The organism is Ktedonobacter sp. SOSP1-52, from assembly GCF_016587395.1.
In genome coordinates, this window is sequence record NZ_BNJH01000002.1 from 2359652 (window position 1) to 2384467 (window position 24816).

Consider the following 24816-nt stretch of genomic DNA (forward strand, 5'->3'; position numbering starts at 1 on the left):
CTTGTGCATGACATCATACGTTCTGATATAATGTGTCGAATATAAGAACTAGCCTTACAGCGAAACTAAAGGAGTACGCCATGCAAGCAGAAGAAATTCTTGCGCAGGCCAGGTCCGGTGCCTATCCAAGCAACTGGACAGTTTTTCCAATTCTTCGTAAAAAGCTCCAGTGGGGTATTGCGGGTTGGGCCTTTGGCACTATTATAGGGCTGGGGCTATTCGCGCTCGTGCTACCTATCGTCATTCCCGATAACTTTCAGCGTGGTCCGATCCTGATTATCTTTACTCTGCTTATGCTCGGAATGTTCCTCTTTATCGGGCTGGGCAGCCTCTGGACACTGGTGGTCGACATCAAGCGTCTTCTTACATCTGACAAACATATCTTTGTCTTCACCCCGGAAAATTTTGTCAAGCAAGAGGGTAACAAAGTCGTCCAGGTCCCGATGGAAAACGTTGAGCATATCACCGCGCGTGGCGTGCGCAGTGCCAGTCGTACGATTAGCGAGGATGAGCAGGTAACGGTGCGCACGCTGCCCACAATGGGTGAAAATATCGCTGGCTTCTTCGTGGGACGCGGCGCCACCAGGAGTGGTCGCCAGTGGCAGAACAAGCGCACGCGCACGCCAGTATCGCTTGCCTTCCTCAACACAGAGAATGACAAGCAGGTCATCGTCGTACGCGATGAGGCGTATGGTAACCCGGAGGAGATTGGTGAGATACTGAAAGAGTACGCTGGGCGCAGACATACCAACGTAGCTCAGCACCAGGCCTCCTCGATTTCCCAGGGCGAATAACACGGGTAGAAAGCGGATTCTCCATGTTACTAGCAATTGATATCAGCAATACCAATATCAAATTTGGCCTGTATCTTAATGATACGATGAAGCATCACTGGGTTGTTTCAACGTCGCGCCAGCGTACTACCGACGAATATGCCATGGTGTTGAACGACCTGCTGCAACATGCCGGGCACCGCTTCAGTGATATTCACGATCTTATTTTCTCAAGCGTAGTCCCTCCCTTGACACCTGTCTTTCAAGAGCTGGCGCTACGCTACTGCCATAAGGAAGCCTTCGTCATCTCGCACCAGTTAGACCTGGGCATTGCCTTCCATATCGACAATCCCTGGGAGATTGGTTCGGATCGTATCATGACAACCCTCGCCGCGCATCAGTTGTATGGCGGTCCCGCCCTGGTTATTGCCTTTAGCACCGCGACCACCTTTGATGTCATCTCGCAGGAGGGCAACTTCCTGGGAGGATCTATTGCCCCTGGTTTGATGATCTCAGCAGAAGCGCTCAGTAGTGCGGCCTCGCGCCTCTTCCGCGTCGACCTGACGCCACCTCAACGCGCCCTGGGCAAGAACACCATTGAGAACATGCAATCGGGCATTATTTACGGGCATGTAGGATTGGTGCAGGGACTAATCAAGCGCCTCTGCGCGGAGATTCCTGGCGTCACCGACCAGGGAGAGGTCAGGGTAATCGCACATGGTGGGCTGGCTCAACTCATGGCGCCTCTTATTCCTGAGATTCAATACATCAATCAATATTTACCCCTGGAGGGTCTGCGCCTGGCCTATAATCGCCTGCGACGCAGTTAGTGTATGAATAGAACATGATGAGCGGGCGGGCTGGCTCTGCCCGCCCGCCCGCTCATCATGTTCTATTCATACCATGAAATAACAAAAAAGCCCTGGTATGAAACCAGGACCTTAAAAGGGAAATGGGCCTTCCTGGACTCGAACCAGGGACCTCAGTCTTATCAGGACTGCGCTCTAACCACCTGAGCTAAAAGCCCGTAATCGCAACCATGAAACCCACCCATACAGGCGGGTGGAGAGGCGATGTCCTATTTTCCCACGGGGCTGCCCCCGTAGTATCGTCAGGGCTGAAAGGCTTAACTACCGTGTTCGGGATGGGAACGGGTGTTTCCCTTTCGCTATGACCACCACTCCACCTGCATGTACAAATGGATTTACTTCCTATTAGGAAACCTGAGCGCGAAGCGCTAGCTGCGAGAGCAGCGTTGGTTTCCGCATAAGATCTAAGTGGAGATGAGGGGACTCGAACCCCTGACCTCTGCCGTGCAAAGGCAGCGCTCTACCAGCTAAGCTACATCCCCATACATCTCGGTGCGAAGTGGGCCTTCCTGGACTCGAACCAGGGACCTCAGTCTTATCAGGACTGCGCTCTAACCACCTGAGCTAAAAGCCCGTGGACAAAAGCATCAAGTTGTTCAAACAACTCAAGAGTGGTAAGGCTTGCCAAGCAAGTCAGTAGCCTGGTGAAGATAAGTAGTCGTCAGGTTCCTCCTGATAAATCAGGGGGATCGACCTGGGAATGGATTGCCACAGTGGGCAATCACAGCTCCCTAGAAAGGAGGTGATCCAGCCGCACCTTCCGGTACAGCTACCTTGTTACGACTTCACCCCAATCACCGACCCCACCCTCGACGCCTGCCTCTCACAAGGAGTTAGCCTGGCGGCTTCAGGTGTTGCCGACTTTCGTGGTGTGACGGGCGGTGTGTACAAGACCCGGGAACGTATTCACCGTAGTGTGCTGACCTACGGTTACTAGCAACTCCACCTTCATGCAGGCGAGTTTCAGCCTGCAATCTGAACTGAGACCAGGTTTTTGAGCTTGGCTCCCCCTCGCGGGTTGGCATCCCTTTGTTACTGGCCATTGTAGCGTGTGTGTCGCCCAAGTCGTAAGGGCCGTGCTGACTTGACGTCATCCCCGCCTTCCTCCCTTACGGGCAGTTCCGCCTAGAAGTTGTAATAGGCAGTAGGGGTTGCGCTCGTTGCGGGACTTAACCCAACATCTCACGACACGAGCTGACGACAGCCATGCAGCACCTGTGCAAATGTCCCGAAGGAACAGCGCATTACCGCTGGTGCATCTGCATGTCAAGACTTGGTAAGGTTCTTCGCGTTGCATCGAATTAAACCACACGCTCCGCTGCTTGTGCGGGTCCCCGTCAATTCCTTTGAGTTTTAATCTTGCGACCGTACTCCCCAGGCGGACCACTTATTGCGTTTGCGACGGCACGGAAGGGGTCGATACCTCCCACACCTAGTGGTCATCGTTTACGGCTAGGACTACCAGGGTATCTAATCCTGTTCGCTCCCCTAGCTTTCGCACCTGAGCGTCAGATGCTTCCCAGGACACTGCCTTCGCCATTGGTGTTCCTCCGGATCTCTACGCATTTCACCACTCCACCCGGAATTCCGTGTCCCTCTGAAGCCCTCAAGTCTCGCCGTTTCCAAAGACCTTTCCCAGTTGAGCCGGGAACTGTCACTCCAGACGTACGAAACCGCCTGCGTGCGCTTTACGCCCAGTAACTCCGGACAACGCTCGCCCCCTACGTATTACCGCGGCTGCTGGCACGTAGTTAGCCGGGGCTTGTTCCTTGGGTACCGTCCGTTCTCGTCCCCAAGAAAAGCAGTTTACACTCCGAAAAGCGTCCTCCTGCACGCGGCGTTGCTCGTTCAGGGTTGCCCCCATTGACGAAAATTCCTCACTGCTGCCCCCCGTAGGAGTCTGGGCCGTTCTCAATCCCAGTGTGGCTGACCATCCTCTCAGACCAGCTACCGATCGTGGCCTTGGTGAGCTCTTACCTCACCAACAAGCTAATCGGCCACAGGCCCATCCCAAGGCGCCCTTGCGAGCTTTGTTTCTCTTGCGAGAAGCATATGCGGTATTGTCGGCGATTTCTCGCCGGTATTCCTCACCTCGGGGCAGGTACCCATGTGTTACTCACCCGTCCGCCACTCCCTCTCTTGCGAGAGAGCGTTCGACTTGCATGTGTTAGGCACGCCGCCAGCGTTTATCCTGAGCCAGGATCAAACTCGCCATTCAAATTTTTATAAAAATCTCACACTGGAGATTTTCTGTTCTTATTTGGATGACTTGCTTATCCTCATTGACAGGTTACTTGTACTTGTTTGTTTTCCTTACCACTCTTCAGTTGTTCAAAGTACGCTCGATGCTTTCGCATCCGGTGCGCTTTTCGGTGTCCCGTCCGGCGCAAGTGGAATAATATCACTGCTCCGCACTCTTGTCAAGAGTTTTTTCTCGTATTTTTATAGATTTGGAAAATTGTTGAAAAATTGCTTCTTTCTGAGCTTCGCCCGGTTCAGAAAACGACTAGCGTTTCTCCCCTGACTCGCGTTCAAGCTTGGCATTAAGCTGGATGACCTTGTTCTTCTCTTGCTCAGAACGCTCCTCACCTGTACTCACGCTTGCGGGCTCAAGATAGTAACTACTTACCAGTGCCAGACCCACACCGAAGGGAATCAACCCCGGGAGAAGCCAGGGCCCCAGATGCAGAGGCGCGCTATAAAACTGGGGCAGAAAGAAGCCGATTGGGTAGAGACCCGCGGTCAAGGTTACCCCGATCATAGCCGTGATGAGTCCCGCGCGCAAAATGCCTCGGCTACGACGCCTATTCGACATATTATCAGGGGTCAAGCCGTGCGAGATCATGGCCATCCGCTCCTTGTGCTGCAAATAGCGGATGAGCACAATGAAGGCGAAGAAAATGGCCAGGGCTATCAACCAGCCACCTAGTACTAAAATCACGTTTGCCGACATGCCTTTCTCCTTAGTTGAGCCTATGTTAGCTGCTCGTTATGATATGATACCGTAAGAAGGCTAGATGTTTCGTTTGCTATTTTCGTCTATTTTGCTGAAACTTTCTAGATGCCTTCGTTCTCTAATAATTTTGTTATGGGTGAAATTTTCTTGCAACCGCCACAAAGCATAGGGATACCCCTGCCAAACCTGGCCTCTTCCTATCCAGAACAGGTTGAGCAGGATGATGCTGCCCTGGTCACAGCCAGCCAGGCAGGGGATCAGGATGCCTTCGCCATTCTGGTACAACGCCACCAACGCCGGGTCTTTAATCTCGTCTATCGTATGCTGCAACAATACGAAGAGGCAAATGAGATTACGCAGGAAACCTTTCTCGCCGCCTGGCAGGGTCTCCCTTCCTTTCGTGGCGAGGCGCGGTTTTCCACTTGGCTCTACCGTATCGCGTACAATTGTTGCTTAAAGCAGCTTGAGCTGCGCAAGCGAGACAAGGCGCTCCAGGTAGCCATGGAGGAGGAGCATCTGCTCGACCATGCTGGTGAGGAAGATGCCACCGGTTCCCAACTGGAGGCTGCCGCGCGCCAGAGTCTCGTGCAGGAGCATCTCGCAACCCTACCCGCCAAGTACCGGGTCGTACTTGTGCTACGTCATCTGCAGGATATGACCTACGAAGAGATGGCTGACATTTTGCGCATGCCTATCGGCACCATCAAAACACATCTCTTTCGCGCCCGCAGCCTGTTGAAAGAACGTATACAGGCCTTTGAACAAGATTGGAGAACGAGAGGTTGAATATGCACTGTGCCAAAGCTGCATTTTATATCCAGCTGTACGTTGATAAACGCCTGCCATTGGCAAAGTTGCGCCCGCTCGAAACACACCTCTCGTCTTGTTCCGCGTGCCGCGAACACTTACGCTATCTCGAGCTGGTCGAGCAGTCATTCTACTCAATGCAACAGGTCATTGAACCCGCCAATCTGACGCAGAATATTATGTTCCGGGTCGCGCGTTCAGTTCAACAGGTTGAACAGGCACGCCAGGAAGAGCTTCGGCGCTCTGAATCAAACTTTTTCCCCTTGCGCATATCGCTCTCCGAGCTTCTCACCGTCCTGTTCCTGGCTACTGTCGCCACGCTTGGCTTTTTCCTGGGGCAACCATCGCTACGCGCCCTGCTTCCCCTTGCTAATGGGCATGACGCACTTTCCTACGCCTTCGTCAACGCCTGGAACCAGTTATTAAGCATTAACAGCAGTACATTGATGCTGATCTTTTGGATTGCCGGTACCGCTCTTGGAGTCTGGATTACACTTATGGCCGCCGGGAATGAGGTACGCACCATCTGGTTTAAGGCTGTCCAAGATCGCTTGCCCGTCTGGTAACGCCTCTGGGAGCCTGGCGCTCTGCTCCCAGAGATCTCGCCTTCTACACGCCATGAAGCGATCTTGCTTATCCACATACCATCCTATCAACCAATATCGGTTTTCCCTGGCGTTCTTCCTAATAACCCATAGATAACATGTGCTGCCTACGCTTCGATGCCAGCGATACACCCTACTTGCATGAAAGGATGTCGATATTTTCATGGAGATCGTAAAAAAGCGCCGCCCCCTGGCCATCACACGGGGCCTTGTACAGCTCTGTCATCCCCTGCCGGTTCTCTTTCATGCCATTGCCGTGACCATTTTTCTTCTGCTGGCCGCGTGGCCTCACTTTAACTGGCTACTCATTCTCTTAGCGATCGCGGCCCATACGGCTATGCAGTGCTCAATCGCTGTCCTCAATGACTATTGTGATCGCCACCTGGATGCCGCGGGCAAGAAAAACAAGCCCCTGGTGCAGGGTCTTGTACGTCCTGGAGAGGCCCTGACCTTTGGTATAGGACTCATGCTGCTGATGCTCCTGCTCCTGCTACCAATCAACATGCCAGCGCTCCTGATCTCGCTTCTCTACCTGGCGTTTGGGCAGGCTTATAACCTGGGCTTAAAGTCTACACCTTTCAGTGGCATCGTCTTCGCGCTGGCCATTCCTCTCATTCCCATCTACGCCTTTGTAGCGATGGGCCACTTTCTACCGCTACTCTACTGGCTAGTTCCCATCGCAGCCCTGCTGGGCGTCGTCCTCAACCTCGCAAACTCACTGCCGGACCTGGAAGAGGATGCCGCCGGTCACGCGCGTACTCTGGCGGTCTTCCTGGGGCTACGCGGGACGTTCTGGACCTGCCCGCTGCTACTGGCGCTGGGAGGATGTTTAATGGCCCTCCTCTGGTATACAGGCCTGGTACCCGCCCTTCCTGGTTTACTACTCTCAATCCTGCTGGTGGGAGGTCTACTCATTCTCGCACTCAGCCTGTATTCAGGACCAGGCAAACCACGTGTAACACGTAAGGGCTATTTCTACCTGGTCGTACTTACCTGCCTGCTTCTCGGCGGAGGGTGGATCGTAGCGGCCCTGCTGGCTTAAAATAGAACTCAAAAAAACTTGCATGCGACTCAAGGCTGAATGCTCAGCTTAAAAGCTTCTATCAGGTGAGGAGATATTATCTTATGCCGTTGCGTTTAACCCCACTGGAAGCGCTGCTCTCGCGCTTTAACATTCTGCCCACGCCGCTTTTTGATACGCCGCTCGCGCCTGGAATCGCCAAGATGCTGGTAACTGCCTGCGAGCTGGGTCTCTTTGATAGCCTGAGCCAGAGACGGCAGAGTGCCGAAGAGTTGGCCGAGAGTCTGCACTGCCACCCCCAGGGAATCAAGCTGCTCCTCAACCTCCTGGTCTCGGCGGGCTACCTGCGTGAGCGCCGAGGTCTCTATGCTAATAGCCGGATGAGCCAGCGCTGGCTCACCAGTGACTCGCCCGTCAGTATCGCCCCCTACGTGGTGCACAGCCCCGATATCGTCAATATCTGGGAACATATCGATGAAGTCATCCACACCAATAGTCAGGCCATGCGTATGCCCTACGAGGAAGACGCCAGTTCGCCCGAGATGAAGGCCATGCTAGCGCGCCACTACGCAGGACTGGCCTCGCTTGCCACGGCCCTTGGCAGCGAGATCATCCGCCATATACGACTTCCCCAGGACTCGACACGACTCCTGGATGTGGGAGGCTCCCACGCCGCCTATAGCGCGCTCTTCTGCCGAAAATATCCTGACCTTCAGGCTACCATCCTCGATATCAAGCCAGGACTGGAGGCGGGTGAGCGTACCGCCAAGCACATGCACCTGGAGGAGCGCATGCACTTTGTCTGTGGGGATATCGTCAAGGATGACTTCTCAACGCTCTTTGCCGAGCCCTTTGATGTCGCGCTCTACTTCCATATCGCGCACCTGCTCCAACCCGACCTCAACCAGGCTATTTTGCGCAAGGTAGTTCAGACCCTGCGTCCTGGAGGGATGCTCGTCTTCGTCGACCAGGTCACCGACCAGACCCATGGCTCCCGCCTGGCCTCGCTCATGGTGCAATTCATGGCTCTGACCATGACCACCTGCGGCGGCACCTGCTACCCCTTCGCGACCGTCAAAGCCTGGCTAGAGGAGGCTGGCATGCACCAGGTACGCAGCTACCGCCTGCTCACCCCGGGCGCCTCCCTGATTACAGCAGTGAAGCAGTAAACCTTGAGAAGAAAGACAAAATAGCGCGTTGCTACACTGTTGTTACATTTACAAGGTATTTCAGATTTAAGAGACAAAGAGATGTATTAAATAACAAAAGACGAGGAGCCAGCTTGTTAGCTGGCTCCTCGTCTTTACCTTAGTATTAACGATCTTTGAGGTATTCAAGTTCTTTGGCAAACTGCTTCATAGAAATCTCAATGGCTTTTTTGACTGGCATTGCAGGTTTCGGTTTTCGGCTGTTCTTTTTGCTTTTTACGTCCTTCTCCGTCATGATACCCGCCTCCTTAGTCATGATGTGGTTGAATATGTGCCCTCAACCATTTAACTAGAGCTTTTTAGAGGCTAACATAACAAAAGAAGAGGAGCCCTTTATCAAAAGGACTCCTCTTCTTTACCTTAGTCGGGGTGAGAGGATTTGAACCTCCGACCACTTCAACCCCATTGAAGTGCGCTACCGGGCTGCGCTACACCCCGTTTTCTTGGAACGTCATAATTATAGCAGAAGGATTTGTAGTTCGTCAACCCCTTTTGGCGTTTTTTTCCTGGTAGCGTCAAAGTTGATTCCTGGATGGCCTTTTCGCGCCTGCGGCGCTCAAAAGGGGTAATGTAGCTGATGACAGGCTGCCGGCAACGCCGGCAGCCTGTCATCAGCTACATTACCTGAGACGGGTTTGTAGGCCCTCTAGAATCTCTTACTTAGATTAGGGCGACGACGCTGGCCTGCCTGCGGAGGAGCCAGGCTGCGAGGGCGAAGAGGACGGCAATACTCCCCAGGAGTATGCCAGCATCCAGAAGGATGGAGGCGTTCCAGCCTTGATTGTTCAGGGCTTTAAAGATGCCGTCGCTCAGGTAGTATGTGGGGACAAATTTCATGACCTGGGTCGCGGGCGTATCCTGTAACAGGCTGCCCATAACCCCTCCCGCGAAGAAGCCGGGAACAAAAAAGAACATTGAGCCGACACCGTTAAAGACACCCACGGCATTATTGGTCTGGAAGATGCAGCCCGCGAGGAGCCCGAAAGCGAGCGCCAGGCATGAGCCCAGGAGAATAAAAACCAGCAGGAGGGGAACATTGCCAGTCAGCGTTTGCAGCGTCAAGGCAACGACGATGGAGAGCAGGAGCTGGTACCCCAGGCCCACCAGGAGCTTCGCCATAATGACATCCGTAAAGGTGGCTGGTGAGACCATGAGCATACGCAGTGTCTTCTTCTCCTTTTCTTCCACCAGCAGGGAAGAAACAACAGAGATGCCTGTGATAAACGACATGAGCAAGCCAAGCGCGCCGAACATGGATTGTAATATATCCTCCACGGCGATCTCTGATTTAGGTGGATTGATCATGGCCATTTTCAGGTCGAGTGGATGGGGATCTTTAAGCGTAGTCACATAGGCGGTAATGATGCTGGCGAGCGCGCCTCGCTCCTGGCTTCCCGCTCCCTGGTCGTTATTCATGTAGAGAGTCACTTCCGGCTTCTGACCTTGCGCAATCTGCTGCTCAAAGTTGTTGGGAATGATGAGGCCGGCGGCATACGGTGAGTCTTTGTGACTTCCATCTGGACCAAAGGCCGCTGTCACCTCCTGCGAGGAGTTGACATGTGTGACTTTGGCTTTATCGAAGTAGCTACTGACGGCTCGCTCCACCTGCGAGTTACCGGGGTTATAAACCAGGATCTCTGTATTATGCTGGCCAAACACCACTAGAAACAGGGCATAGAGCAACGCGATAAAGAGCGGCGTGAGCAAGGCAAAAAGTGTTGTTTTATTGAGGATTATGTCAAGCGCGTCTTTGCGCGCGATAGCCAGTGTTGAACGCAGATTCATATTTATCACCACTTGCTTGAGTCTTAGGCCGGGCGTACGCCAGCGATCTGGATAAAAACATCTTCCAGCGAGGCTTCATTGGAGTGGATGGCGCGCACGAGTCCCTCGCGCATCCATGTCTCCAGTTGTGCCTGATCGGCTGGATTAGTAAGCGATAGCTCCTGCTCTTGAAGCGATTGTTCATCCTGGCCTGTTTGAGACAGGGTGACCGTTAGCGTGGGTTCACCGTGCGCCAGTTTCAGGTTACGAGGTGTATCATTGGCCACGATATGCCCGTTATTGATAAAAGCCACGCGGTGACAGAGCTGGTCGGCCTCCTCCATCAGGTGTGTCGTCAGGAGGATTGTCATCCCCTCCTGGCAGAGTTCGCGCACCGCCTGGCGTACCTCGCGTGCCGCGATGGGGTCCAGTCCACGACTTGGCTCGTCCAGAAAGAGGACGCGTGGACGATGCAGCAAGGCCCGCGCGATCATCACCCGCTGCTTCATACCGTTAGAAAAGGTACGTACGGGGTCTTTGGCCCGGTCGCGTAGCCTGACCAGGTCCAGGACCTCGTCGACACGCGTTTTGGGAAGGCCATACAGCCAGCAGGAGACCTCCAGATTCAGGCGTGCCGAAAGGCGTTCGTAGAGATTCTGCTCCTCAAAGACGACACCTATAACCTGCTTCAGTTCGCGACGCTGGCGCACAACATCATAGCCTGCCACACGTGCCTCGCCACCGCTCGGCTCAATCTGACCCGTCAATATACGTATGGTCGTGGTTTTGCCTGCGCCATTAGGCCCTAATAGACCAAAGATCTCGCCCCGGCGCGCACTTAAGCTCACACCATCCACGGCGAGCTTCTTGCCAAATATACGGCTCAGCTCACACGCCTCTATCATGATATCCCTTGTATCCATAATCTTCTATCTCTCACTCTTCAAGGCTTGCATGTTCTCGTGTTCGCCTCGCGAACTTGATCTGTCCAAACTGTAACATGGCAAAAATACTCGTGCTATAAATTCTGGTCCAGTGGAGTATATTTGCCGCTAACAGGAGCAATTCTGCCCCTGAATGAGCGACAAAAACGCTGAGTGGAGCAGAGAAACGGTTGGGTGAAGCAAACGGCTGTGCTACAATAGCTGCGGCGCTATTCCGCTCCAACCGTTAGAGACCTCATAGCAAGCACCTGGCGAGGGAAGAGACGATGCTCATACGTGTACACCGTCTGCACAAGATGTTAGATAACCATCATGCGCTCGATATCGAAGATCTTCAAATTGAAGGGGGAGATATCTATGCTGTTGCGGGTCCCGTTGGCAGTGGTAAAACGCTGCTCTTACGCACACTGGCTGGCGTGCTTCCCCCCAGCGGGGGCCGCGTGGAACTGGAGGGAGTAGATATCTACCGCAATTCCCAGATACGCCAGCATATCGCCGTCTTCTTTGAGGAGGATCTGCTCTATGAGCGTCTCTCGGTCTACGATAATTTGAACCTGTACCGCAACCTGCACCATCTCCCCAAAGAGAGCATTGAGCACGTGCTGGCCCAAGTTGAACTGAGCGACCAGGCGCGCAAAAGCGTCGCCAAACTCACGCCCTCAGCCCGGCGCCGCGTGGCATTCGCGCGTTTGCTTATGGGAAATCCGGGCTTTCTGCTCCTCGACCATCCAACGCTGCGTACCGACCTGGAGGCCCAAAATCTTTTCGCGCGCCTGCTGAAGCAGAAAGCCCAGGAGGGTGCAGCCATCCTGCTGACGTGCGAGGATCTCTCCTGGGCGGGCAAGTTCTGCACGCATATTGTGGAGTTAGGAGGCGGACGCGTTATTGACTGTCGCCGCAATGAGGCGCCCGCGCCCACTGCATCCTCAGAGGTTGCCGAGGAAGGCTCAGCTGTTCCAGAGCGTCTTGTCCCCTACAAGGTCCCGGCACGCAAGGAGGACCGTGTTATCCTCTTTGATCCCGGCGAGATTCTCTACGCCACCAGCCGCGATGGCAAGATTTATCTGCGCACGGCTAGCGAGGAGGCCACAACCAATCTGACGCTGCAAGAGTTGGAGCAACGCCTCCTGGGGCGCGGCTTCTTCAAGGCTCATCGCGCCTATCTTGTCAACCTGCAACATATCAAAGCCGTCATCCAATTTACGCGCAATAGCTATACCCTCCTATTGAATGACGCACAAGAGACGATGATTCCTCTTAGTAAACAGAGTGAGAAGGAGTTGCAGGCACTGCTGGGCTATTAGGTCATTAGACGATGCAAAAGTCTAGACTTTCCAGCCTAAATCTGGTACACTATTACATGAGTTGAAAAGTGTAAAAAAGGCGATGATGGGGAGAGTACGTGTAGCGAGTATGCACAGGGAGAAGGGGTCACCGACTGGAAGCCCTTTCGCAGAAGACCTGCACCGAAGTTCACCCCAGAGCTGGCTGTTGAAACTCTGCCTTCATAACCTGGCAGGCGTAAGTAGATAGCCCCGGCGGTCCCCGTTACAGGACAAACCGAGTGGATTTATGGTAGCGCACAATTACCCTCCAGGTGTTGTACCTGGCGACCATAATTCAAAACGGGTGGTACCGCGGAGCTTGCTATTCTAGCGCGAACGTGCAGAATTTTGCCGACAACTTCGTCCCTGTTGACGAATGTCGGTTTTTTGTTTTTTTGGAGGAACTTTACCGCTATGATTGGACAACTTGAGGACTTACTCACACAACTGGAACAGTTACGTGAGCAGGCCATCGCAGAACTGGCGAGCATTACCACCTCTGCCCAGCTTGATGAGTGGGATACTCGCTACCTGGGTCGCAACCGCGGCGAACTTAAAAATCTCTCTGCCGTGATGCCCAAGCTCTCGAAAGAGGAGCGCCCCGTGGTTGGGCAGAAGATCAATGCCGTCAAGTCGACCCTTGAGCAGGAATTAAAGGCCAAGCGCGAAGAGCTCAAACAGCGCGAGATGCTGCAAACGCTGGAGCAGGAGCGCATTGATGTGACACTCCCCGGGCGCACACTGCCCGCTGGACATATGCATCCCCTCTCGCGTACCATCCAGGACGTGAGCGCTATCTTCATGAAGATGGGCTTCCAGATCGTACAGGGTCCGGAGATCGAGACCGATTATTATAATTTCCAGGCACTTAACGTCCCTGAGGATCACCCGGCCCGCGATATGCAGGATACCTTCTGGGTCTCGCCCGGCGAGATTCTGCTGCGTACCCAGACCTCGCCGATGCAGATTCGCACAATGAAGCAGCAACAGCCACCCGTGCGCGTCCTCGTACCCGGTAAGGTCTACCGCAACGAGAATATTGATGTCTCGCACGAGGCCATGTTCCATCAGATCGAGGGTCTGCTGATCGATGAGCACTGCACCATGGCCGATCTGAAGGGTGTCCTTGAGCGCTTCGCGCATGAGATGTTCGGCCCTGAGCGGCATCTGCGCTTCCGTGGCAGCTACTTCCCCTTCACCGAGCCCAGCGCCGAGGTCGACATTAGCTGCGCCTCCTGCAATGGCACGGGCTGCCGCGTCTGTAAATATACCGGCTGGCTGGAGATCCTTGGTTCCGGCATGGTGCATCCAAAGGTGCTGCGTGAGGTTGGCTATGATCCCGCGAAATATCGCGGCTTTGCCTTCGGCATGGGCGTGGAGCGTATCGCTATGCTCCAGTACAACGTCAATGATATTCGCCTCTTCTCCGGCAATGACCTGCGCTTCTTGCGCCAGTTCTAGCACCTCTGATCCGAAAACCCTGAGCGCGTTTGTCCCCGAATAGGGGAAGCGCCAGTCACGCAAGTGACGTTGGGTTTCGGAATAAGATCCAGCAGCATTCGAAACCAGACAAGGAGTTCCATCTACATGCGAGTACCTTTAAGTTGGCTCAAGGACTACGTTGACATCACCATGTCTCCCGAGGAACTGGCGCATACACTGACCATGGCCGGACTCGAGGTCGAGACAATTGATTATATTGGCAAGGAGTGGGGCGATAAGATTATTACCGCCCAGATTATCCACCTGGAGAAAGTGGAGACCTCCGACCACCTGAACTATACGCGCGTAAACACCGGCACGCAGGAGCTGAACGTCATCTGTGGCGCACCCAACATCAAACTGGGCGATAAAGTTCCCCTGGCGCTGGCGGGCGCACAGGTTGGCGACCTGGAGATCCGCGAGACGAAGAAAATGGGCTATGTCTCTCAAGGCATGCTCTGTTCTCCGCGCGAATTGGGAATGGGCAACGATCACAGCGGCATCTATATCCTCGACGAGGACACTCCACTGGGCCTGAAGCTCTCCGACTTGCTGGGCGAGGTCGTGCTAGAGTTCTCCATCAAGGCCCATCGCGGCGACCTCTCGTCGATTATCGGTATCGCCCGCGAGGTCGCGGCCCTGACCAATCAGCCGTTGCGGATGCCTCAGCCACATTTCGCGGAGCAGGGCACACCCGCTTCGGACCTGGTACGCATCACGGTGGAAGACGAAAAGCTCTGCCCTCGCTATAGCGCACGTATCATCAGCAACGTCAAGCTGGGTCCTTCTCCCAGCTGGATGGGACGCCGCCTGCTCGCCGCTGGCATGCGCCCGATCAGTAACGTGGTTGATATTACAAACTATGTCATGCTAGAGCTGGGGCAGCCGCTTCATGCCTTCGACTATGACCTGGTTCCAGAGCATCACATCATCGTACGCCGCGCCCAGGAAAGCGAGAAGCTTAAGACCCTCGATGATGTTGAGCGCAAGCTAACACCAGAGATGCTGCTCATCACCGATCCCCAGGGTCCCACAGCCATCGCTGGCGTTATGGGCGGAGCGAAGAGTGAGGTCAATGACGCGACGCAAACGATACTGCTAGAATCGGCCAATTTCCTGGGGTCCAGCGTGCGCCGTACCTCAACTAAACTTGGCCTGCGCACCGATGCCTCTAGCCGCTTTGAGAAGGGCATCGATCCAAGCCTGACCACGCTGGGCGCGAATCGGGCCTGCCAACTGCTCGTGGAGCTGGCGAGCGCGACCATCAATCCCGGCATCGCGGATCAGTATCCAGCCCCGGTCGAGCCGCGCACCTTGCGCTTCTCACTCGCCGATATCGAGTGGCTGACCTCGATGAAGGTCACGCATTCGGAGGTTGAGACGACCTTAAGCGCGCTGGGCTTCGGCGTGCAATTCGATGAACAGGGCGATGGCATGCGCGTGAGCGTTCCCACACACCGCAATGATATTGAGGAGAGCGCTGACCTGGTTGAAGAGGTTATTCGCCTCATTGGCTATAACAAGATTCCCAGCACCATTCCAATTGGCCCCCTGCCCGAGCGCCTGGAGGATACCTGGTTCGCGCGCGAGCAGGAGTTGCGCACGCTCCTGGTCAATGCCAATCTCAATGAGACGATCACCTATTCGCTCACCAGCCGCGCACGCATGGTCAAACTGCTCTCCAACGCCGACGAGGAGTCAGTACGCTACCTGCTCCAGGCACCACGCGCGACGAATGGCGCAAGTGAGCAGGCACCCGTAAAGAGCAATGGCACGCAGGCTGTGGCGACCTTCGATCCACACTCAATTCCCGCGGTCGTGCTGGCCAACTCGCTCAGCAGCGATATGGAGTGCATGCGCCTGACGCTGATGAGCAGCCTGCTGGAGACAGTTCAGGAGAATAGCAAACGTAATAAAGCAGGCCTGCGCTTCTTCGAGATCGGGCGGCGCTACCTGCCTGGTGCCTCAGCCTCGCAGCAACCAGACGAGCGCCGTGCGGTGGGTATCGCGCTCAGTGGACCCGCGGAGATTACCTGGATTCCAGAGCTGGCGCGCCCGGCAGACTTCTATGATCTCAAGGGGACCATTGAAACGCTGCTCGCGGGCTTGAAGATTGGGCGCTATCGCTTCACGCCAACGCAGCATCCAACCTTCCATCCTGGACGCTGTGCTCTACTTGAGCTGCCACGCCAGACAGCGGATGGAACAGAGGTCTTCAGCCCGGTGGGGGTCCTTGGCGAGGTGCACCCGCTGGTGCAGCAGCACTATGATCTACCACAGCGTGCCTACCTGTGCGAGATCGACCTGGAGCAACTCTACAACGCGGTTCCAGTGCGTATTACCTACGCGCCCATCTCGCGCCACCAGGAACTGACGCGCGACCTGGCCCTCATCGTTGATGAGCAGGTACCTGCGCAGCATATGCAAGACGCCATTCAGCGCCTCGGTGGTGAACTCTTGCGCGCCGTGACGCTCTTCGACCTGTATACGGGTGACCCCATCCCAGCAGGCAAGAAGAACCTCACCTATACCCTGGTCTATCAATCTCAGGAGAGAACGCTCAAAGATACCGAGGCAAATGAGGCCCAGGAGCGCATCATTCGCGGTCTCCACGAGGAGTTTGGAGCAGACCTGCGCCAGTAAATCAAAATTCCGGGTTACGAGTGTGATGTGCTCTGGCTGCCTTCGGCAGCCAGAGCACATCACACTCGTAACCCGGAATAATAACGCATAGAAGCAGTTTTTATTTTTACTCACGCCTTTTAATTATATATCTGTGCCCAAATGCTCCTATACGCGTTAAGTGGATGTGAAAAATCTGCATCTGGAACGTTTATTTCAGTGCAGCGTACTATAGCTTGCGTACTTTGTGCCATATTTTCAAAGCCTTTTCTTAAGGAGCGAAGCACTACTGGGGGCCAGCTCTCGCCTCACTCCTCTCTTTTTTGCTGTTTTTTGCTGTGTTGATATGTGGCAGTGGAGTATTTATAGGTAAAGAGTACATAATGAGTAAATGCAGACATTGCGGCAGGGCTTGCCCAGATCATGCCGTCTACTGTGAAGAATGCCTCTCCGCCTGGTCATCTCCAGAAGAACCTGGCGCGCATCCTGCCTCGACCCAGGCAGAGAGCGCCTTTATAACCATGCCCGATATCACGGGAGAAATAACTCTTCCCGAGATAGATCCATTTGCTCCTGATCCAGAGTATGCGACTCATTTCAGCGCAGAGGAGACGGTTCCGCCAGTTTCTCCAGCGACCGATACCTCCAGTCATATGGTCGATAACTTAAGCGATGCCGCACGCCTATTACAAGCCACTGAACATAAAGAGCCACGTTTACGCCGCTCCTCGCGCCTCTCTCCGTTCAAAGAGATCACCGTAGACGTTGAGCGCGAGAGCACACCCCATCCAAGCGTGGGCCAGGCTGCACAAAACGAGGCAACCCAGCCTGCGGGCGTCGGGACGCTCACCAATACAGCAAGCCCGGAGAAGGCTGCCGCGCGGCGGGATATACTGGAGAACAGCCTGCCACTACCTGACTTCTGGCCCTGGCTGCCCGAGCATGAAAACGAGGAGAATGAGGACGATAAATGGGCGGACGCAGGAGATCCACTGCTGGCGCGTCAACTTGATCCAGCGGCGGCACAGCGGATTGAGCAGGAAGATGTGCGTAGAGCTATCGCTGAGGGTCATATTCCTTCGTTTCCAATACCCAAACTGGTCACACCGCTTCTTCAGAATAAACAGCGCTTGCGTCTCTTCCTCATTTGTGCGGCAGCTCTGATCTTGCTCTCACTCGCGTTTGATAGCCTGCTGGTCTCTTTCTCATTTCTGGGTTCTCGCAATAATAACCAGGGATCTGGTGGCATTCCAACCCTGACGCTTTCGACTCCGACCGCCTCGTATGGACAGAGTATCACGCTCTCCATACATCACTTCCGGCCTCATGCCATGCTCTACCTGACGCATGACATTGGAGAGCCCATCCGTATTAATATCGACCGCACGCTCGTCGCCGTTGGTGATGATGGCAGTGTGGATATCAAAGTCAATATTGATACAAGCTGGGAACCGGGCTTTCACCTGGTACAGGCCGAGGATATCAATACACGTTATATTGCCAGCACGACGCTCCATGTTACCGAAGGTCCAACACGCCCCTCTCATTTCCTGCTAGATACAAAGCAGTTGGATATGGGAGGAGCCTACCAGGGAGCTAACACACTTCAACCACTTACCCTGCATAACTCGGGGAGTGGCAATATTAGTTGGACCGTCAGTAGCGATCAATCCTGGCTCCAGGTCACGCCTACGCAAGGTGCATTTAGTAGCCAGCAGACCTTGCTGGTTGGCATCCAGCGCGCCGACCTCAAACCCGGGTCCTATACTGGCACTCTGACCTTTGCCTCAAATGTGGGGGAACCTCAGACGGCCAGGGTGACTATGGAGGTGCACGCACTTCCTCCCTACCCTGGCGCCGTCTTGCAGGTAACACCCGTGGTGCTTAACTATAATACCGTTGATGGCAATAGTGGCTCCTCACCCCAGGCGCTAATGATCACCAATCCTGGAGCCCAATCACTCTACTGGACCATTTCAGGCAATCAGCCAGTCGACAATGGACAGAATGCCTACTTACATGAGCTTGATCCGCATTTCAACTGGTTAAAAACACGCCAGGACACAGGTATTGTTGCGCCACATGACACCAGCACCGTGCCACTGGATATTGATAGCCGCAAACTGCTTGCCGGAACCTATCTCAATACACTCTCGTTCAGCGCCAGCGATGGACATACGGCCATCAATAGTCCGCAAAGCGTGGCTGTTGCCCTGACCGTTAAGCCACAATGTACGGTGACTGCCAGCACACCCGCTATGAGCTTTGTGACCGTCGCAGGACTCAACCATCCAAGCGACCAGACACTGTTCTTGAAGTCTGGCACCAATTGTCCAGGCACGATTGGTTGGCACGCCAGCAGCCCGAACAATTGGATCAGCATTACGCCCAATAGTGGCACCGTCAATAATATGACAGGGGCAACCGTAGCCATCGGCGTCAATCCCCATAACTTGAATGCGGGACATTATACGGGCCTCGTCTCGGTTGTGGCGGGGAATAGTAGCCTTTCGATGTCGGTTGATCTGAGTGTACAGGCACCTCCAACACCAATAGCGCCAATATTGAGTGCCTCACCACTCAGTCTCAATTTTTCAACCACCCAGGGCAAAGGCATACCCGCGGGACAGGCTGTGACCCTGACAAATACGGGCCATAGTCCATTGAGTTGGCGCACAAATATTAATAATCTGGCCTACTCCTGGCTTGGTACCTCACCTACGGGCAGTACCATCGCGCCCGGCCAGACAGGGCAGGTCATTATCAATATTGATCCCAGCAATCTCTCGCCCGGAACCTATGTGGGACAGGTGGTAATTAATGGCAGCGATAACGCCAATCATGCTACGCCCGGTAGCCCACAAACAATCACGGTAACGCTGACCGTTGCTCCACCCTGTACGCTGGCACAGCCATCTCAGAGCGCACTCGCGTTTAATGCCATCCAGGGAGGAAGCTCCCCAACTGCCCAAGCGATTACCCTTTCCGCCAGCGGGAATTGTAGCTGGCCCCTGACCTGGAATGCCTCCATCAGCGGAAACACTTCCTGGTTGGCACTCTCTGCAAATAAGGGCACCTTCACCGCTAGTAACGCGACTGCTATGCTCAGTGTATCGCCCTCTATCGCGGGACTGGATCCTGGCGTGTATAGAGCACAGGTCAATATCGATGCCACGGAGAGCACAAATACCAGTGCCCAGGGCAGCCCGCAGTCCTTTACCGTCACACTGACGGTGCAACCTCCCTGTAGCCTACAGGTGGCATCTGATAGTCTCTCCTTCACGGGTTCACAAAATCAGGCCATCGCCAGCCAGAACGTTAGCCTGCAAACAACTGGTACCTGCGTTCGCCCCGTCAACTGGACGGCTAGCATTGACAGCGGGAGTAGTGGCTGGCTCTCGACAGGTGGCAATGGCAGCGACATTGGCAGTGGCAGCACCCTGGCTGTTACTACCAGCCCTGGCTCGCTACCACCGGGAACATACAAGGGAACTATCACGCTTTCCGCCAGCGGGAGCGGCGGCGCAAACGTTGTCGGCAGCCCTGTTCAGATCGCTGTAACACTGACAATCACGGGCTATAAGCTAAGTGGAAGTGCTGTTGCCTGCGCGGATAGTCAATGCGCAACACCTGAACCCCTGCCCAATGCCACGGTCACCTTGTCAACGAGCAGCGGGGTCATTGCGACCACAACCGCCGATAGCTCAGGGAATTTCAACTTTAGCAATATTCCCATTGGCAGCTATACCCTGGCGGTAAGCGGTGCCGACGCGCAAAACGTCCAGCACACCAGCAGCATGGCAGTCACTATCAATGGCGATACTTCGGGCGTGGCCGTCCAGGCACCACCAGCGATCACGCCCTAGCGATTTTTATGTGATGAAAGGGGCGGGCAATTTGCCCGCCCCTTTCATCCACATAGCCTCACTTACGACACATTGTGATACAATACAACATAAAACACCACACAAAGCCCCATCTACTTTTCAAAATCACAAAAGAGTATCTCAATCCTTGAGAATTCCCCGAGCTATACGTTTATTGAATAGCAACAACATTTTATAGAAACTCATCTATCTTTTTAAAACATGATTGGAGGCGGGAGAAGTAGGAATTGCGCTCACTTCTCCTGAAATATATACAGGGATGGATACCATACGCTGCCCACAATGCAAAAAAACTACAGCGCGCCGATGCCCAGGTTTGTAGCCGTTGCGGCTATGCTTTTGATCGCCCCTCGCGTCGTTCGGGGGCCAGGCAACCACATACCCAGAAGCCATCACTACCACCAGCCTCTCCGCATCGCGCTGGGCACCACGCCGGACTACATCCAGAAGACCATCCCTACCACTCCAGCATGATGGAGGCGTTACAGCAAACTGTACGCTCGCGCACAGTTGACGTAGACGAGAGTACATCTGAATTTGAAGTAGAGAATACGCAAAGCGATCAACAAAGTAGTCCTGGGCTAAACATACCCGTTCCCACGCGACGTGCCAGCCGTTTTGCCTCCAAGCCACAAGTCGCCGTACCAATACCCCCTCAGGTAGAAAGCAATCCCCAGCCACAAGCATCCCTACATGAGGAGGCGCCAACAAGCTATGTAGCCGAGAAGCAGGGCGCGATAGATCCCATCTCAGAGCCACCTTTTCCTCTCTCAAATGTGCGCTCCCCCCGTCCTCGCACCACCAACCTTATCCTGATCTGCACCTGCCTCTTCTTCTTGATCATGAGTAGCGTGTTAGCCTTCTTCCTTATTGACAACAAGCCATCAATTGCCCAGGCTTCAGTGATCGCTACCCCCAATCAGCTACGCATCAACGATACCTTTCTCCTTAAAGGGAGCGGCTTTGGCCCACACGATAATTTGCTTCTCACCTATGATGTCGCTCAGCCTATCCCTGGCGACAACGGGAAGCCTCTGCTTGCCAGTACGAATAAGCAGGGGGCCTTCTCACTAGAGATCCGTGTGACACAAGCGTGGAGCATTGGCAACCACGCCATTCATGTCACTGATGAACATATGCGGCTCAGTGTCTCAACAACTGTCATGGTACAGGAAACGCCCAGCGGGCCTCCCCAACTGCAACTGGCGACCCAGCGCATCGACTTTGACGCCGCTCCCAGCGGGACCATCGCGACCCGCGACCTGACTTTGATCAATAATGGTGGCAATTCGCTCACCTGGCAGGTCAGTAGTGATCAGCCCTGGCTCTCGGTCACTCCCGCGAGCGGCTCCTTCGCGGGACGCGCCACCATCCAGGTCAAGGCCAACCGGGGCACGCTTCTGCCCCATACCTACACTGGGCACCTGCTCTTCCGCACAACGAACGCCAGCGAAAGCGCTCCACTTACGTTAACTGTGACGCTAGGCGTAGCCAAAGAGCCAGCCAGCGCAACACTCGTCGTCTCAACAGCATCGCTAGCCTTCTCGACAGGCACAGACTATAGCCCAGCGGCCCAATCCGTGGTCATTCAGAATACAGGCGACCAGGCCATCAACTGGACGGGAACGACCCTGACCGGCGATGGTTCGCCCTGGCTAAGCATGTCGCCTGCCGAGGGCAAGCTGCCAGGACATAGCAGCGCGATCATTACCATTGCCATTCAGTCTACACAACTGGCGGTAGGCAACTATCAAGGCACTCTCAACTTTAGCAGTGCCAACAGTACTTCCCAGGTTGGCGTCTCACTCAGTGTCATTGCCACAGGCAACCTTGTGGTCTCACCACCTACCCTGGCCTTCTCGACGATTGTCAATCAGCAGCCAGCCGATAAAGCTATTACCCTGCAAAACACGGGAGCGCTCGCGTTAAGCTGGCAGGCCAGTGCCAGTACCGCTGACCAGGGCAACTGGCTCAGCGCAACCCCGACCAGTGGGAGCCTGGATGGCAGCCAGCAAACGACGCTAATCGTTCACGTTGATGATAGTCGCCTGGTACCCGGCTCCTATCAAGGTACCCTCACCATCAACTCAGGTGGCCAGGTAAAGCAGGTCGCGGTCTCGCTCACCGTCTCACCACCGCCCGCACCCATCATTAGCGTGGTGCCATCAACTCTTACCTTCGACACGACCAGGGGCAATAGCTTCGCCTCTCAACTAATTTCAGTGACCAATGTCGGCCAGGCGACACTCAACTGGCGCACCAGCCAGAGCAATGGCTCGGCCAGCCTCTCGCTCACACAGGGCACGCTCAATCCCGGCGAGAGCGATATTCTTATGGTCACCCCCACAGTCGCAACGACCAGTACGGGCACTTTTACAACCACCATAACCTTTAGCCACAGCGATCCAGCGCTCAAAGTCCAACCAGCGCAACTCACCATCACTATGGTAGTGACAAACTCTTAAGGGAAAGTATGTGGGGAGAGGGGTACTGGCCGGACGCCCGATACCCCTCTCCCCACATACTTTCCCTTATCAATTCTACTTTGGTTGACGCTCCCTAATGTCTGTGCTATATTCTGACAAGAATTTACAGGTTTTGATACCTCTTTTTATCTTTCCTTATCTGCCAATCAAACATCTATCACGGAGGATATAAGTCGTGCCAACGATTACATATGTACGCGAAAACGTGCAGGTGCAGGTTGCTGAAGGCGATACAGTGCGTTATCCCGCGCTTGAGCATGATGTGCCCGTATACTGCGGTATCTACAAAGTCGGTAACTGCCACGGCAACGGCCTGTGCGGTACTGATCGCGTCGCGGTTTCTCCTAGCGAGAACACCAACCCCCTGACCTTCATGGAGAAATTCTGGCTCCGCAAGGACTTGAAGAAAAACCCCAATACACGCCTCGCCTGTCAGGTCCAGGTCTTTGGTGATGTCACCGTTGAGACCCGCTGTAAATAATGACTCCCTGATAGGTAGTAGAAAGCCCCTGATAGCCATAGACTATCAGGGGCTTTCTACTACCTATCAGGGAGTCTACACATACTTATTGCTTCACGGCAAAGTAGAGGCGATAGGCCAGTTGATCATTCCAGTAGAGTTCTATTTTGCCAGAGAGCGAGACGGGATATGTGAGGCTAATATAACCATGCTTATTCCGGTTAGCCTCAATAGCGGTCTCTTGCGCCTTATCCTGGATACCATTTGTAAATACCTTGACGGCTATCTTTCCCGCGTCCTTCTTCGTTGAGATATTGTAGGTTACGTAGAAGATAGTTCCAGGGGCAAAGACTTTATGCTCATCCAGGGCAATATGGCTATTAGGATCGATGCGCGAGGTGGTGGTGGCGGAGGTAATAATACCTGCGCCTGGACCCGTCTCACGCGGGGCTGGATCGGGAATATTGGTTGTGACTGTCGGCTGAACGGGAGCCGGGGTACTCCAACCTAAGATGTTTGTAACAGTTCTCAATTTACCAGAAGCTTTGGCATAGTAGCCTGCACCCGTGCAGAGCAAAAGTACCACGACAATCACACTCAAAAAACCGCTAATGATGCGATATCTGGGGATGACCGCGCGCGGCTTGGTGTACATGGGCGGCACGTAGACGGAACCCTCTTGCTCGGGCAGGTCTGGTAGCAGTTGCTCAATATTCTGCACTGGCATGAGCATCGACGACGTTCCCTGCCCATGCTGCACCTGTAGCTGCACGGTATTTGGCGCCTGGTAAGGTACTGGCAAGAGCGATTGCTCTGGCTGCGCTCCTTGAAACTGGTTATTCGCCTCGCCGTCCTGATTCCAGGAAAGCTGAGTCCCCGAGCCACCGGCCCCACCATATTGTCCGCTTCCCCACTGACCGCTGCCCAAGGGACCTGAACCTGGCATCGGCATTGAACTCTGCCCGCTCTGCCAATCATTCTGCGGCTGGCCTTGCTGCCAGTTCACCTGGGATGCCCCCTGCCCCTGAGCGGAGCCTTCTGGCTGAGACCACCACTGTGGTTGTGGCACAACTTGGGGACCACTAAAGGAGAGCTGGGGTACATCATCCCATGCGCCATTTGCGGCTCCGCCTGCTGCCGGGCTTCCCATCCCCCAGGCACTTCCCCCTGGCATACTTCCAGCCTGGAAACCGCCAGCGTTCGTCTGTCCCAGCAACGGCGAAGGCGCACCACATCTGGGACATGGAGCAGTGTTTGCTTCTCTCGCAGCATTACAGTATGCACAAATCATAATCTTCGCCTACCTTAAAAGAAAAACTCAACTCTAATATTCTCGTGTTCACTCCTCGTGTTCACTATCCACACTAACACTGCGGCACCTCTGTAATCAAGTATTAGCGCTGAAGATAGTGAAAAATGGCTATCTTATCACCGTGCCATCCTGTATAAACGTGTCTCAAGAAGAAGATTAGGGTGTATAGTGTGTAGCTGAGATGCCAGGCTTCATCTGATACCTTAGCTACACACTATACACATGACCCGGATTAGGATAAAAAAAGGAAATGGCAGGCAGACTTGAAAGGCTTCCTTTCCAGGTGTTACCATGA

The 24816-nt window shown here is 54.3% G+C and carries 17 protein-coding genes, 4 tRNA genes, 2 rRNA genes and 1 other annotated feature; of the genes, 12 read left to right on the forward strand and 11 right to left on the reverse strand.

Annotated features, from left to right (window positions below; genetic code table 11):
* The first annotated feature begins 80 nt into the window (after window positions 1-80).
* Both JMJ16_RS25575 and JMJ16_RS25580 read left to right on the forward strand, forming a co-directional pair.
* On the forward strand, window positions 81-794 hold the full coding sequence (locus JMJ16_RS25575) for a hypothetical protein (RefSeq protein WP_201386062.1): 714 nt from the start codon (window positions 81-83) through the stop codon (window positions 792-794).
* 23 nt (window positions 795-817) lie between these two features.
* On the forward strand, window positions 818-1603 hold the full coding sequence (locus JMJ16_RS25580; RefSeq protein ID WP_007912172.1) for a type III pantothenate kinase: 786 nt from the start codon (window positions 818-820) through the stop codon (window positions 1601-1603).
* 123 nt (window positions 1604-1726) lie between these two features.
* On the opposite strand, the gene JMJ16_RS25585 is transcribed toward JMJ16_RS25580, so the two are convergent.
* The 6 genes from JMJ16_RS25585 to JMJ16_RS25610 all read right to left on the reverse strand — a co-directional run bounded on the left by JMJ16_RS25585 (window position 1727) and on the right by JMJ16_RS25610 (window position 4595).
* Window positions 1727-1800 (reverse strand) — tRNA-Ile (locus JMJ16_RS25585).
* A 38-nt stretch (window positions 1801-1838) separates the two neighbouring features.
* A 5S ribosomal RNA gene (gene rrf / locus JMJ16_RS25590) occupies window positions 1839-1955 on the reverse strand.
* 96 nt (window positions 1956-2051) lie between these two features.
* Window positions 2052-2124, reverse strand: a tRNA-Ala gene (locus tag JMJ16_RS25595).
* Between the two features lie 18 nt (window positions 2125-2142).
* A tRNA-Ile gene (locus JMJ16_RS25600) sits at window positions 2143-2216 on the reverse strand.
* Window positions 2217-2377: 161 nt separating this feature from the next.
* Window positions 2378-3860, reverse strand: a 16S ribosomal RNA gene (locus tag JMJ16_RS25605).
* Between the two features lie 288 nt (window positions 3861-4148).
* The gene (locus tag JMJ16_RS25610) at window positions 4149-4595 is read right to left on the reverse strand and encodes a DUF6249 domain-containing protein (RefSeq protein ID WP_201382515.1); all 447 of its coding nucleotides are present in this window, start codon (window positions 4593-4595) and stop codon (window positions 4149-4151) included.
* A gap of 150 nt (window positions 4596-4745) precedes the next feature.
* On the opposite strand from JMJ16_RS25610, the gene JMJ16_RS25615 reads away from it, so the two are divergent.
* From JMJ16_RS25615 to JMJ16_RS25630, 4 genes are all read left to right on the forward strand, one after another.
* The gene (locus tag JMJ16_RS25615) at window positions 4746-5384 is read left to right on the forward strand and encodes an RNA polymerase sigma factor (protein WP_201386063.1); all 639 of its coding nucleotides are present in this window, start codon (window positions 4746-4748) and stop codon (window positions 5382-5384) included.
* A 2-nt stretch (window positions 5385-5386) separates the two neighbouring features.
* Window positions 5387-5971, forward strand: a complete 585-nt coding sequence (locus JMJ16_RS25620) for an anti-sigma factor (protein WP_201386064.1) — start codon at window positions 5387-5389, stop codon at window positions 5969-5971.
* 202 nt (window positions 5972-6173) lie between these two features.
* A complete protein-coding gene (locus JMJ16_RS25625) occupies window positions 6174-7052 on the forward strand; it encodes a UbiA family prenyltransferase (protein ID WP_201386066.1) in 879 nt (292 codons plus the stop codon).
* A gap of 83 nt (window positions 7053-7135) precedes the next feature.
* On the forward strand, window positions 7136-8200 hold the full coding sequence (locus JMJ16_RS25630; protein WP_201386068.1) for a class I SAM-dependent methyltransferase: 1065 nt from the start codon (window positions 7136-7138) through the stop codon (window positions 8198-8200).
* 145 nt (window positions 8201-8345) lie between these two features.
* Here the strand turns inward: JMJ16_RS25630 and JMJ16_RS56120 are convergent, their stop codons facing one another.
* The 4 genes from JMJ16_RS56120 to JMJ16_RS25645 form a co-directional block, all read right to left on the reverse strand.
* On the reverse strand, window positions 8346-8474 hold the full coding sequence (locus JMJ16_RS56120; RefSeq protein WP_255552896.1) for a hypothetical protein: 129 nt from the start codon (window positions 8472-8474) through the stop codon (window positions 8346-8348).
* 129 nt (window positions 8475-8603) lie between these two features.
* Window positions 8604-8677 (reverse strand) — tRNA-Pro (locus JMJ16_RS25635).
* 222 nt (window positions 8678-8899) lie between these two features.
* The gene (locus tag JMJ16_RS25640) at window positions 8900-10024 is read right to left on the reverse strand and encodes an ABC transporter permease (RefSeq protein ID WP_201386070.1); all 1125 of its coding nucleotides are present in this window, start codon (window positions 10022-10024) and stop codon (window positions 8900-8902) included.
* 23 nt (window positions 10025-10047) lie between these two features.
* The gene (locus tag JMJ16_RS25645; RefSeq protein WP_201386071.1) at window positions 10048-10926 is read right to left on the reverse strand and encodes an ABC transporter ATP-binding protein; all 879 of its coding nucleotides are present in this window, start codon (window positions 10924-10926) and stop codon (window positions 10048-10050) included.
* Window positions 10927-11213: 287 nt separating this feature from the next.
* Here JMJ16_RS25645 and JMJ16_RS25650 point away from each other — a divergent pair, with 287 nt between their 5' ends.
* The 6 genes from JMJ16_RS25650 to JMJ16_RS25675 all read left to right on the forward strand — a co-directional run bounded on the left by JMJ16_RS25650 (window position 11214) and on the right by JMJ16_RS25675 (window position 23230).
* Window positions 11214-12251 (forward strand): ATP-binding cassette domain-containing protein, encoded by a 1038-nt coding sequence (locus JMJ16_RS25650; RefSeq protein WP_201386078.1) that lies wholly within the window; start codon window positions 11214-11216, stop codon window positions 12249-12251.
* A 73-nt stretch (window positions 12252-12324) separates the two neighbouring features.
* Window positions 12325-12643: a binding site (T-box leader), on the forward strand.
* Window positions 12644-12686: 43 nt separating this feature from the next.
* Complete coding sequence (pheS, locus tag JMJ16_RS25655) at window positions 12687-13733, forward strand: phenylalanine--tRNA ligase subunit alpha (RefSeq protein ID WP_201386080.1); 1047 nt, start codon at window positions 12687-12689, stop codon at window positions 13731-13733.
* 126 nt (window positions 13734-13859) lie between these two features.
* On the forward strand, window positions 13860-16397 hold the full coding sequence (gene pheT, locus JMJ16_RS25660; RefSeq protein ID WP_201386082.1) for a phenylalanine--tRNA ligase subunit beta: 2538 nt from the start codon (window positions 13860-13862) through the stop codon (window positions 16395-16397).
* Window positions 16398-16759: 362 nt separating this feature from the next.
* Window positions 16760-20242, forward strand: a complete 3483-nt coding sequence (locus JMJ16_RS25665; protein WP_201386083.1) for a carboxypeptidase regulatory-like domain-containing protein — start codon at window positions 16760-16762, stop codon at window positions 20240-20242.
* A 248-nt stretch (window positions 20243-20490) separates the two neighbouring features.
* Window positions 20491-22728, forward strand: a complete 2238-nt coding sequence (locus JMJ16_RS25670; protein WP_201386085.1) for a choice-of-anchor D domain-containing protein — start codon at window positions 20491-20493, stop codon at window positions 22726-22728.
* A gap of 196 nt (window positions 22729-22924) precedes the next feature.
* Window positions 22925-23230, forward strand: a complete 306-nt coding sequence (locus JMJ16_RS25675; RefSeq protein ID WP_007912232.1) for a 2Fe-2S iron-sulfur cluster-binding protein — start codon at window positions 22925-22927, stop codon at window positions 23228-23230.
* Between the two features lie 85 nt (window positions 23231-23315).
* Here the strand turns inward: JMJ16_RS25675 and JMJ16_RS25680 are convergent, their stop codons facing one another.
* Entirely contained in the window at window positions 23316-24425 is a 1110-nt protein-coding gene (locus JMJ16_RS25680) for a hypothetical protein (protein WP_201386087.1), read from the reverse strand.
* Window positions 24426-24816 lie beyond the last annotated feature (391 nt).